General features: G+C 47.0%; 10 protein-coding genes. 5 read left to right on the forward strand and 5 right to left on the reverse strand.

Annotated elements, in window-relative coordinates; translation table 11 throughout:
• Nucleotides 1-84: 84 nt before the first annotated feature.
• Together JNN12_05975 and JNN12_05980 are read right to left on the reverse strand one after the other, a co-directional pair.
• Nucleotides 85-1182: a hypothetical protein gene (locus tag JNN12_05975; GenBank protein MBL7977869.1), complete on the reverse strand. Its 1098-nt coding sequence runs from the start codon at nt 1180-1182 to the stop codon at nt 85-87.
• Nucleotides 1183-1232: 50 nt separating this feature from the next.
• A complete protein-coding gene (locus tag JNN12_05980) occupies nt 1233-2225 on the reverse strand; it encodes a glucose-1-phosphate thymidylyltransferase (protein MBL7977870.1) in 993 nt (330 codons plus the stop codon).
• 416 nt (nt 2226-2641) lie between these two features.
• On the opposite strand from JNN12_05980, the gene JNN12_05985 reads away from it, so the two are divergent.
• Entirely contained in the window at nt 2642-3334 is a 693-nt protein-coding gene (locus JNN12_05985; GenBank protein ID MBL7977871.1) for an OmpA family protein, read from the forward strand.
• Nucleotides 3335-3460: 126 nt separating this feature from the next.
• Here JNN12_05985 and JNN12_05990 read toward each other — a convergent pair whose 3' ends face one another.
• Nucleotides 3461-4465, reverse strand: a complete 1005-nt coding sequence (locus tag JNN12_05990) for a DUF1028 domain-containing protein (GenBank protein ID MBL7977872.1) — start codon at nt 4463-4465, stop codon at nt 3461-3463.
• Nucleotides 4466-4565: 100 nt separating this feature from the next.
• Here JNN12_05990 and JNN12_05995 point away from each other — a divergent pair, with 100 nt between their 5' ends.
• Entirely contained in the window at nt 4566-5939 is a 1374-nt protein-coding gene (locus JNN12_05995; GenBank protein ID MBL7977873.1) for an N-acetylmuramoyl-L-alanine amidase, read from the forward strand.
• On the opposite strand, the gene JNN12_06000 is transcribed toward JNN12_05995, so the two are convergent.
• On the reverse strand, nt 5936-7072 hold the full coding sequence (locus JNN12_06000; protein ID MBL7977874.1) for a glycosyltransferase: 1137 nt from the start codon (nt 7070-7072) through the stop codon (nt 5936-5938). The genes JNN12_05995 and JNN12_06000 overlap by 4 nt on opposite strands.
• A 138-nt stretch (nt 7073-7210) precedes the next feature.
• Between JNN12_06000 and coaD the strand changes: the two genes are divergently transcribed.
• From coaD to der, 3 genes are all read left to right on the forward strand, one after another.
• Entirely contained in the window at nt 7211-7690 is a 480-nt protein-coding gene (gene coaD, locus JNN12_06005) for a pantetheine-phosphate adenylyltransferase (protein MBL7977875.1), read from the forward strand.
• A gap of 129 nt (nt 7691-7819) precedes the next feature.
• Nucleotides 7820-9097 carry a site-2 protease family protein gene (locus JNN12_06010; GenBank protein ID MBL7977876.1) on the forward strand — a complete coding sequence of 426 codons (1278 nt, stop codon included), beginning with the start codon at nt 7820-7822 and terminating at the stop codon, nt 9095-9097.
• A gap of 129 nt (nt 9098-9226) precedes the next feature.
• Nucleotides 9227-10528: a ribosome biogenesis GTPase Der gene (gene der / locus JNN12_06015; protein ID MBL7977877.1), complete on the forward strand. Its 1302-nt coding sequence runs from the start codon at nt 9227-9229 to the stop codon at nt 10526-10528.
• Nucleotides 10529-10591: 63 nt separating this feature from the next.
• Here the strand turns inward: der and JNN12_06020 are convergent, their stop codons facing one another.
• Nucleotides 10592-11278 (reverse strand): SDR family oxidoreductase, encoded by a 687-nt coding sequence (locus JNN12_06020; protein ID MBL7977878.1) that lies wholly within the window; start codon nt 11276-11278, stop codon nt 10592-10594.
• Nucleotides 11279-11529: the final 251 nt, after the last annotated feature.

Below are 11529 nucleotides of genomic sequence, written 5' to 3' on the forward strand. Positions count from 1 at the left end.
TTTGTCTCCGTCGGAAGACGCGCAACCACTTTGTTTCGGGTGAAGGACTTTCTTCTAAACAGGAGGCCCTCCACCCGAAGTACCTTATTTCAATAATTTCTCTTCCATAGCGTTCAACCCAACCAAAATGGTTTCCCGCTGTGGCTTTTCGATGGCTTCAACCGCTTCCCTTAAAAAACCGATTTCCGTACGTAGGTCTTTTTTATCTTCCTCTGCAATACGATATTCAGATAAATTGCTCATCATCTGTGTGACGGCGCTTTCAATCTTACTCATCATATCATTCACATAAACACCTTGGGGATACCGCTCCAGATAGCGGCCCTCCCTCATGTTCAAACGCCCTAAATTACACGTCAAATACCCTTCACACTCGCCCGCCAATTCGGTAATAGCGGCTTCGTATGCAATCCGTTCGGCAAAAGGAATGTCCCTATACCGCGTTTCCAAATCCCACAAAAGATCGAACCTTAGATAGTAGGCTTGTGTTGGTTCACTATATACAAGCAATTTTTCGTTTGTTGTAAGCCAAGATTTATAGGGCTGTTTATCCCGCGCCTCCATTGGAATGAGCCGAAGAATCCGTTTGACCACAACCAGATGCGCCAATTCCAACTCGGCCTTGACATCTATATTTTGTGTTTCATTGGCTGCTACGGCCAAAAAATCAAAAAAGGCCACTTCCTCGGCGTAGGTTTTTGCCCCACCACGCATTCGGGGTCGCATAATTTCCGTGATCACCATTTCGCGGTTTTCTTCGTCGTAGTTCCGAACATGCCCCCCAAAAATCCATCCTGTTTTATTATTGCCATAGGGTATCTGATACCAATAATCTTCCAGATTCCCCACCTTTTTCTTTTGTTCGGATCGGGATTTTGCTTCTACAAACTGGCCAAAAGACAACCGTGCAAGTTGGGCACTGGTGGGATCGGGTGAAAAATGTACCTTAGCGCCCATAGCAGTCACGATCAATTTTGTTTTTGCGGAAACTGTTTTAAGAGCAGGCGTAGGCGTTGAGGGTTTTGAAGCCGTTGTTGGGGGATTTTTACGGGTTGTGGTTGGTTTTGCAACTTGGTTTCCAGTTGTTGCAGAGGGATTGGTTTTGGGTTTGGGTTTGGGCTGCTGTGCCCAGCCACCTGAGGGGGCCAGGACTACAAGTAGTAGTAAGAAAAAACGCTTCATGGTGGTAGAGGTTAAAGCATGGAGGAAGAAGTAAGCAAGGAGAAACCCTATCAACCAACAGAAGCATGATCTCCTACATTTATGGGCGTTGCAGAACCTTTCACAAAGGCATGCTGTCCCACAAATGAGTCCTTAATCATGGCTCCTTCGATGGTTGCATTGGAAAAAACGATTGAATCGCGAACAATAGAATCTGTAATGGTTGCACCTGCCTCAATAGAAGCAAAGGGTCCAATAACCGAGTTCCGGATCAATGCGCCCGGACCGATATACACTGGCTCAATAATGACCGTATTGGTCAAATTACCCCTAAAAGCAGACCTTTCTTTTTTCATCACAACTTTGGTAGTGTCCAACAATGCCGGAAGTGTTCCGCAGTCGAGCCAGTCCGTTACCGTTGCCGTATCTAAAGTAGCCCCATTTTGCAACATCCGGTCAAAGGCATCTGGGAGTTCATACTCTCCACGCAAACTGAGCGCCTTTTCGTTCATCATATCCTGAATCACTTGTTTCAGTTTGCCACCATCTTTTATGTAATAGATGCCAATGAGGGCCTCGCGCGAAATCAACTCGGTTGGTTTTTCCACAAATCCGACTGCTCGTCCCTGTTTATCCCGTACCACAACTCCATAGGCACGCGGGTCTTCCACCAATTTTACCCAAGCCACCACATCCGAATCCAACTTAAAATCAGGCTCCATATAAAACAACGTATCTGCAAAGATCGAAAACACTTCGCCCTCCAGATATTCTTTTGCGCAATACAACGCATGTGCCGTTCCCATTGCCTTATCCTGAACTGCAAAACTGGCTTTAATCCCCAAACGGCGGCAAATAAGCCGAAGTTGGTCTCGTACTTCGGATGGGAAGTCACCCAGAATAAATACCGCTTCCTGTACTTGGTTCGGTAACAATTCCGTAAAGGTCGTCACAATTCGTTCTACCATAGAAGAACCTAAAACGGGTAATAAAGGCTTGGGCGTTACATGCGTATGTGGTCTTAGGCGGGTTCCACGACCAGCCATTGGGATAATGAGTCTCATAAGACAATAAAAATAATAGATTGGCCAAAAAATAAATCATCAGAAACCAAGATGATACAGCCTTAAACCGGAAACACAAAATGGAAAGTTGGATAAAACCCCTTTCAACCAAAGATTCTTGCAGCCCTTTGCTTTAAGGTCACTGGGCACGGTCTTTTGTCTATACCGTATGAACAGACGAACACACTGTATGATCTATTGGACATAAGAAAAAGCAACCTCTCGCTTTCATCAATTTTACAAGATAGAATATCATATTTATTTACAACTACTTAGCCAAATAAAAATATTTAAAACAAGTTTATTCGCGAAGAACAATTTAATTTGGCACGAGTTTGTACATCAAGAATACAAAACAACCATACAACCCTTATTTTCTATTCATCTTTGAAAACATTAAACAGGAGGATAAAAAAATGAAGAACCTCAGAAACATACTCACTGCTTTGGTAATTGCCACAATGGCCCTCACCAGTATGGTGGGTTGTAATGCGAGCAAAACGGCAAAAGGAGCCGGAATCGGTGCCGCAGCTGGCGCAGCAATTGGTGGGCTATTGGGCAACCGCTCTGGTGAAACCGGAAAAGGTGCAGCCATTGGTGGCGCGATTGGTGCTGCGGTGGGTGCTATTATCGGCGACCAAATGGATCGTCAGGCAGCAGAACTAAAACAACAACTGCCAGATGCCGAAGTCGTTCGGGATGGCGAAGGCATTAAAGTTGTATTTAACTCGGCTATCCTGTTCGGTTTCGATTCCGACAAACTACAGGCCAATGCCCAACCCGATCTGAAAGACCTTGCTAACTCGATGAAAACCTATCCAGGGACAGCACTCGAAATCATCGGCCATACCGATAGTGTGGGTTCAGATTCCTACAATCAGAAGCTCTCTGAACGCCGAGCTTCCTCCGTTGCAAACTTCTTAAAGTCTCAAGGGGTTGAGAATACGCGCCTTATGACAAGAGGACTGGGTGAAACGCAACCTGTGGCAGACAACACTTCCGAGGCTGGACGCCAACAAAACCGCCGCGTAGAGATTAAAATCAACATTACAGAAGAATATCGCCGTCAGTTGGAGCAACAACAAGCCCAATCTGGATCCAACGGATAATCTGTTGCACCTGTTCTATAGGAAAAGCCGCTTCGTAAACTACGAAACGGCTTTTTTGTTGTATCTCACCTTGGCCTTTTTCGTGTTCCGACCACCTATTGATAACACCACCTGTTGATAACAACTTTATTTCTTTGCTGTTGCCAAAATTTGTTGCAGGTCCGTGTGGGAGACGGTCAAAATACCGCTCGGCACAATGCGCTTCGTCATAGCAACCCAGTTTGGTTCTTTGCTAAACACATTTTTGAATAAAGGCAAAGCCTGCTGCAAGCGTCCTGTATTGGCCAATGAAACCGCCGTCCAGAATTTCATTTCCACGTTATCGGGAAACGCCTGCATGGCTGCGCCATATTCCCTCAATGCACCTTCCACATCTCCGTGCTCCACCGCAAGGTCACCATTGTTCATCCGTTCATACGCACGAAAAACCGTTAAAAGTCTGCGCATTTCCGAAATGGCCTGTGGATGATCCTCCACCCGAAGATCCACTGTTTTGTCTTTCCAAACCTCGCCCGTAGCCTTTTGTCGGACGACCAATATAGCAGCCGATTGTTGGCCGCGTGCATCACCTCCCACTTGCTGGGCGGCCTCCAGTGCCACCATCATTCGTTCCGCTAACGGTTTACCTGAGCTCGACTCAAAAGCGCGCCCCATAGCACCCGGCACTTGGTCTGTCAACATCATATTGGCTTGTACCGAGTAGCCTTTGCCTTTCATATGACCCGCCTCGGCCACACATTTTGCCCCAGTATATACCGCCACATTCCCTTTCACATCCACAATGGCTACCTGACGAAAGTCCCGCCCGGCATCTTCTCGGATCAGCTTCTCGGCGGCTTCAGTTGCGGTTAGCCCCGCCTTCAATAATGCAAGCCCCTTGGGGCCAAAACTTGGATTCACAAACGACTGGGTCGCGATTGCGCCCACCCCAGGCTCTGCCCAACTTACAATACTGCCCACAGAAAACCAGTGCGATTGTACCGCCACCCCTAGCTCACCCGTAGTACTATCATGGGCAACAATCGAAAACGTATGCGCAAATGGGTCGGAAATGGGGGGAGCCAACACACTTGGTACTTGTGCAAAAGTGGCTAACGGAAGCAGAAAACATAGAAGAATCGAACGTTTCATTGTGTTCTATTTTTATTGTAGATTACGGCTTATACAAGGTATCTGTACGCCATCGGTTATCTAAAATTTACGACATTTCACCACCCAAAATCTGTCCAATATGAAAAACTTATTTCGCCTAATGGTCTTGCTTTGCTCGTCGAACTTATTTGCACAAGACTTACATGAAATCACCGATCACCTGATTTCGCTTTCTTCACCCCTGCAAAAAACTGAGGCAACGGGTTCCGTTATTTCCCGGCATAGCAATCAGGTTAAACAACCCTTTGATCTGGTGATGATACAGGGCTTGCTTTCTGATGCCCGAACGCAAGGTGAGGTGCGTTTTTTTGACGGTGTTTCTTGGAGCCAACCTACGCCACTGCGGTTATTTATGACCGATGATCGGGGAAGATTTATCGCTACCTACCAAAACCCTGTTCCCCTACGGGATGTCCAAATCGAGGTACGCTTTAAGTCTCCCGAAAACCAACCAGTCTTTATTGAGGAAGCAGGAGTTCAATGGACTGCTCAAATGGAAGAGCGCACGTTGCGGTTTACAGAAGCCGAAGCCGCGACCGTCATGGTTACGGGCCGTTTGAAAGCCCCGTCAGTTATCCGAAGAACAGAGTGGAACGCACGGCCTTTTGGCGAGACGGATCCGGCTGGCTGTCCTGCACCTTCTCCGCAACCATACTACACGTACCTCACGTTCCATCATACCGCTGGCCCCAAGGCCACCACCCTTGCTGAAGGAAAGGCACGTGTTAAGAGTATTCAAGATTTCCATTTGGACGGCAACAAGTGGTGCGACATCGGCTACCAATTTCTAATGGATGTATCTGGGCGGGTTTATCAGGGGCGTCCTTGGGTGAACGAAAGCAAGAAAATAGGTGATGGGCCCCAATTGGTAATTGGTGCACACGTATCCGGTGGTAATACGGGCAATATTGGCATCTCCTTAATGGGTTGCTTTCATCCCGCAGAGGCCAATTGCTCGGACGTGATCCCAGCAGCGACCTTGGATTCTTTGGTCCATTATTTTAGCTTTATGGCGGAAACGTACAAAATTAATCCCGATAATATCCGGGGCCACCGAGACTTTAACTCAACCTCTTGTCCCGGTGACAACAACTATAAGTTATTATCCGAGATTCGCACACGGGTCAAAGATGTGCTCCTTACACCAAACGATCGCGAGCACCCTCTTCCCGAAACCTCCATCTTAGAAGCGATATACCCCAATCCGGCCACAAGTCGAACCAATATCCGGTTTTATTTGCAAGAAACTGGCCAGACCGACCTAACCCTGTATGATGCACAAGGACGTCGGGTAGCTCGGATTGCCAATGGCATTCGTTTTGGAAAGACTTGGTATCAAGAACCAATCATCCTTTCTGGCCTGCCAAATGGGACTTATTTTTTAGTCCTGACAACACATTCGGACAAAAATGAGCCTACACACAAAACCCAACCTCTGATCGTAACCCGTTAGGGTCTAAGGAGGTTTTGATAGACTTCTTGCAAGATTTTAGAAGCCGACTCCCAATTGTATTCTTTGAATACCATTGGGCTATGCTCGCGCCACTGTTTTCTTGATGCGGCATCATTCACCATTCGCTGTAGCGTCGTCACCAATGCCACGTGGTCTTCCGGATTAACGGTAAGCCCTACCTGATAGCCTTCAACCACCTTCTCGATTTCCGGAAGTTTACTGGCCATCACCGGAAGTCCCACCATCAGGTATTCAAAAAGTTTATTCGGTAATGCAAAGCGGTGGTTCAGACAAGTATCTTCCAACAACGTCACCCCAAAATCCGCTCCGGCGGTCATTTCCAGCAATTGATCTGGCGGGACAGGAGGGAGAAACCGCACCTTATCATCCAACCCAAGCCCAATAACTAAATTTTGGAGGTTAGGTTTAAGTGGGCCATTACCCAAAAAAACCAATACGGCATTTTCCACTTCCTGCATCGCTTGAATCAGCAAACCACACCCCCTGCTTTTCTGCATATTGCCCTGATGCAAAATCACGGCTTTATCTGGTAATACATTTGCCGCACGCCGTAGTGCGTCATTAGCGACAACATCACGCCTAAAAGTGGGGACATTATATAAAACAGCTGGCTCTGGAATGTCATAGAACATGGTCAAACGTTCTGCAATGCTCTTGCTTACCGTAAAAACCACATCGGCTTGTGGGATATACCGCCAAGATAGCATATGCCAAAACAACGTAATCCACGGACGCTTGCTGGTTGCAGCGACATAGGGGTACAATTCGCGGGAATCAAAAACGAGCTTTGCTTTGTTATTTTGGGCTGCTTTTGCCATTGCAGGAAGTATATATAAATCACTTGCATGATAAATATCTGCTTTTGCATGTATTACTTCCTTGCTAAACAACTGATGTACCCGTCTGAAGAAGTGCATACCACTGCCCTTTGGCGTTGGCAAGACATGCAACTTAAACCTATCGCCAAAAGGATGCCCAGAATCCGGAGGACCTAATGTAAAAGCCTCTACCCTATAACCCATGTCTAAAATGGATCTAAATTGTTTAACGGCTCGGGAATTCATCCTTACGTCTCCGGTGAGGGCAAACACCACGGTTGGCGTATCGGACATAAGCAGTGGATTGGATATACAGGCAGTTAACAAGACCGAATATACAAGAAACCGCCTCCATTGGAAAATCAGAAATACGTCCAATGGTTTTTTTCTACATTCATTGTAAATTACTTCCTAAGTTCAACCCCAACCCCTATGTCTAAATTGGCTTTATACGCTGGTAGTTTTGATCCCTTTACGTTTGGACACTTAGACGTTTTAGAGCAAGCCCTACAAGTTTTTGATCGGGTTTGTGTGACGGTGGCTGTCAATTCTGGAAAAACGTTTGTTTTTACACCACAAGAACGTTGCGCCCTCATTCGAGAAGCCACTGCACACCTAAAAGGCGTAGAGGTCACATTCTTCGACGGCCTATTGGTCAATCATGCTGTCCATATTGGGGCCCATGCCTTGATTCGTGGTATTCGACAGATGAGCGATTTTGACTATGAATTCCGCATGGCCATTGCCAACCGCAGACTCTCTCCGCAGATTGCGACCGTTGTATTTATTCCTAACCCGACACACCTCGTTACCTCGTCTTCTCTGGTCCGGGAAATCTGGCACTGGGGAGGCGATATTTCGATGTATGTACCGGAAGCCGTTTTGGAGGCACTACAAAAAAAATCCAAATAGACCATTGCCATTCATACGCGAAATTTGCAATTTAGCCCCCCCAGATTGCCCTATTATCGGCCAAGGGTATTGTATTCTTTAAGCTTCCACCACTTGTTAATATCTCATCAAAAGCCCCTATACGCATATATGCCTGATTCTCTCCACGCCCATACGCAGCCCCTCTTTGATTCCACAGCCAAAGCAGAAAAAGAGCGGTACTTCCTTCATTTTTTTTGGTTTGTACTCACCTTCATTTCGGTTACTTGGGCAGGTGCCGAGCAGGCCACCGGACAATATCCTCTCTTTACGGGTGTTGGCGACTGGACGCATTGGGTCATCTCTGGGCTTTTATATGCCATCCCTTTTCTCGCCTTTCTCACCACCCACGAGTTCGGGCATTATTTTGCAGCCCGTTATCACAAAATCAAGACCTCCCTGCCTTTTTTTATTCCGGCCCCTCTTATGCTATTGGGGCTCCCTTTCAGCATTGGTACTTTTGGTGCTGTCATTCGCATCAAGCAAGTCATTCCGCGAACTCGTCAGCTTTTTGATGTAGGGATCGCCGGACCGATTGCGGGTTTTGTGGTGGCTTTCGGCGTTCTGATCTTCGCGCTGTTCACCCTCCCCCCTCCCACCTACCTCATGCAACTGCCCGGTCACGAAGAGGTACAAGCCTTCATCCGACAATTTGGGCGATTCCCTACTGGCACCGAAATTGACCTAAGCGGCGCCCCCATGATGGGTCAAACCCTTCTCTACTGGTTCTTGACGCACTTCTTTGAACATGTCCCGCCCATGTATGAAATGTACCACTATCCAATTTTGTTGGCCGGATGGCTGGGGTTGTTTTTTACAGCTCTCAATATGATGCCCGTAGGACAGTTGGACGGAGGACACGTATGGTATGCACTTTTTGGCCCAACCATTCATCGTATCGTAGCCCGAATTTTCACGACCTTGCTTATCCTATCTGGATCTATCGGTTTTGCATTAGAAGTCATTCCGGCAATTGGGGATGGCTTGCTCTCGCTTCATGCCGGATTTAGGGATTTTCCGGCTGCTATTGTACTTATCGGCTGGATGGTGGTTTTAGGCATCCAATACTTACTCATTCAGAAGACCTACAACAAAGAAATGCGTTGGGTTGGGCCTGTGTTTTTACTTACGGCCACACTCACTTCGTTACCCGTTGCCCTGGCCTCTGCCGATCTACCAGCCTTTCGGGAAATTGGCATTGCAATCACCGAATGGGGCTATACATCGTGGTTGTTATGGTCTTTCCTGATTGTACGCTTTATCGGCGTGGATCACCCGCCAGTACAATATCCAGAACCCCTTACACCCGGACGAAAAGTATTGGCATGGCTAAGCATCGTGCTTTTTTTCCTCTGTTTTAGTCCTACTCCAATCTATATTGCTCCTTAAAGCCCACTTTGGTCATGCAATCACATCCTTTTCACTTGTCCTCGTGTATATCTTGATTAATCTATATGGACACTTTTTGTATTTTATCTTTTTATTCTCAACCGCAGTTGAAAAGAGCAGGAGTTGTGTATGTCGCTTGTAGCCATCGTTGGCCGCCCGAATGTGGGTAAATCCACCCTCTTTAATCGTCTCATTGAAGCGCGGGAGGCCATCGTTCACAACGAACCAGGGGTTACCCGAGACCGTCACTACGGCAGTGTGCTGTGGAATGGTGTTACCTTTAATGTGGTGGACACTGGCGGACTCGTTCCGGGAGGAACCGAAGTTTTTGAAGCTGCCATTCGTGAACAAGTGGAAATTGCCCTCGAAGAAACGGATGTCATTCTGTTTATGGTAGATGCTTCTGTAGGTATTACCGATATAGACCAAGAAGTGGCGGCAAGGCTCCGCCGTTCCGAAAAGCCCGTTTTGGTTGTTGCGAACAAATCTGACAATGACAAAAGACGCTGGGACACACCGGTTTTTTACGAATTTGGATTAGGAGAAGTGTATCCCATTTCTTCATTATCCGGAACCGGAACGGGTGAACTGTTGGATGCCCTTACGGCAGCCCTGCCAGTGGAGATGCACCAGGAAGACGATACCCGCACACGGGTCTCGTTGATAGGAAAACCCAATGTCGGAAAGTCCTCCATCACCAATGCTTTACTGGGCGAAAACCGGTCTATTGTCACCGAAATTGCAGGAACCACCCGCGACTCCGTTCATGCAACCTATAAGTTCTATGGGGAAGAATTAGTCCTTGTGGATACGGCGGGACTGCGGAAACGCGCCAAAGTCAAAGAAAACGTAGAGTTCTACTCTTTGCTTCGCACCGAACGCGCCATTCAAGAGGCCGATGTTGCTGTCTTAATCATAGACGCCACCCAAGGACTGGAAGCACAGGATATTCGTGTTCTGAAGCAAGCTGAAGACATGAATAAAGGGTTATTGATTGCCGTAAATAAGTGGGATCTGATGCAAAAAGAAACCAATACTGCCCGCGACTATGCTGCCAAGATATATGAACGCCTACAAACCTTAGACTACGTTCCCATCATTTTTATCTCGGCAATTACTAAACAGCGTCTGCATAACATGATGGAGAAAGTGGTGGCCATTGCTGCGGAACGGAAACGGAGAATCCCTACTTCGGCCTTAAATGATTATATGCAGGACGCGATTCGGGCGGTCCACCCACCTGCTTATCGTGGAAATTTTGTTAAAATTAAATACGTAACCCAAGTTCGGGAAAACCCACCTGTGTTTGCCTTTTTTGTGAATCATCCGGATGGAGTTGCCGAAAATTATCGTCGTTATCTCGAAGGCAAACTCCGCGAGAAGTTTGGCTTTGCGGGTGTTCCGATTACGTTGGCCTTTAAACAAAAATAAAATTTTGCCCCTCTCCGAAGTAGTTTGGAATGAGATTTGACAGGAAATAATCGGTTATTTGACTTATTGAACGGTCCCATACGCCCGAAGTACAGCACCTGTTAGGGCTTTGCTTTCAGGACGGCAAAGATGAATACACAGATCGGCAATATCTCCGGCCCAAACCCCATGTTTGCCCTCCTTTTCGGTTAATACAATAGAGGGGGCAATAGCAAAAACGGAGATATCCAATTTGGCGTATTCGGCGGCGGTTGCTTCAACCAAACGAATAATCCCCGCCTGTGCAGCCGCAAGCGCCCCCATTTGGGCACGTGCTTTGTCTGCACCCTGCTGACCTGTAACGGCAATCAAACGCCCAGGCCCTGTTTTCATCATACGTAAAGACTCCCGAAAGCTCAGGAATGCGGCATAAAGATTTTTTCGAAGCACGCGGTCCCAATCTTCATAAGACATTTGATCTATCGGGCGACGCTCCCATTCGTGAGCGGCATGGATGAGGACATCTAAATGTTCAAATTTTTCTGCGATTTTTCCGAAGCAGGACTGAGCGGCCACTTCATCCGAAAGGTCGGCGGCCAAAACCCAACCTTCAATTTGTTGTGGGAAGCGTTCATAAGCCTCGTCTATGGTATCGAAGACGGCAACCAATGTGGCCCCCGTTTGGGCAAATCGTTCAACGATCACCCGACCCAATGGTGTGCCAGCCCCCGTAATAACGACGGTCTTGTTTATTAAATCCAGATCAGACATGTTTTTAGCCCTATTTTGGGGTAAGCCTGAGGAGAAGTTGAGGAAGGTAGCGATGCGGAAAAAAAAATGTTAGCAGAACAAAAATGTCCTACAACCGTTTACAGTTTTCGATTATGCTTAAAATAACGAATTTATATCCGTTTTACCACTAACTTTCGGCCAACACATATTTAGATCGGAGACCCGCCTATCGTTTTTTCCCGTTACCGTTAAAATGTCAGCGTCCACCTTCAGCAAATTAACTGTTAACA

The organism is Bacteroidetes Order II. bacterium (genome assembly GCA_016788705.1).
In the GTDB taxonomy this organism is placed as follows: domain Bacteria; phylum Bacteroidota; class Rhodothermia; order Rhodothermales; family UBA2364; genus UBA2364.

Excerpts from the sequence above, each read along its gene's own strand:
- coaD (MBL7977875.1), top strand. The coding sequence starts at position 7,211 with ATGTCTAAATTGGCTTTATACGCTGGTAGTTTTGATCCCTTTACGTTT.
- JNN12_06020 (MBL7977878.1), bottom strand. The coding sequence starts at position 11,278 with ATGTCTGATCTGGATTTAATAAACAAGACCGTCGTTATTACGGGGGCT.
- JNN12_06010 (MBL7977876.1), top strand. The coding sequence starts at position 7,820 with ATGCCTGATTCTCTCCACGCCCATACGCAGCCCCTCTTTGATTCCACA.
- JNN12_05990 (MBL7977872.1), bottom strand. The coding sequence starts at position 4,465 with ATGAAACGTTCGATTCTTCTATGTTTTCTGCTTCCGTTAGCCACTTTT.
- der (MBL7977877.1), top strand. The coding sequence starts at position 9,227 with ATGTCGCTTGTAGCCATCGTTGGCCGCCCGAATGTGGGTAAATCCACC.
- JNN12_05995 (MBL7977873.1), top strand. The coding sequence starts at position 4,566 with ATGAAAAACTTATTTCGCCTAATGGTCTTGCTTTGCTCGTCGAACTTA.
- JNN12_06000 (MBL7977874.1), bottom strand. The coding sequence starts at position 7,072 with ATGTCCGATACGCCAACCGTGGTGTTTGCCCTCACCGGAGACGTAAGG.
- JNN12_05975 (MBL7977869.1), bottom strand. The coding sequence starts at position 1,182 with ATGAAGCGTTTTTTCTTACTACTACTTGTAGTCCTGGCCCCCTCAGGT.
- JNN12_05985 (MBL7977871.1), top strand. The coding sequence starts at position 2,642 with ATGAAGAACCTCAGAAACATACTCACTGCTTTGGTAATTGCCACAATG.
- JNN12_05980 (MBL7977870.1), bottom strand. The coding sequence starts at position 2,225 with ATGAGACTCATTATCCCAATGGCTGGTCGTGGAACCCGCCTAAGACCA.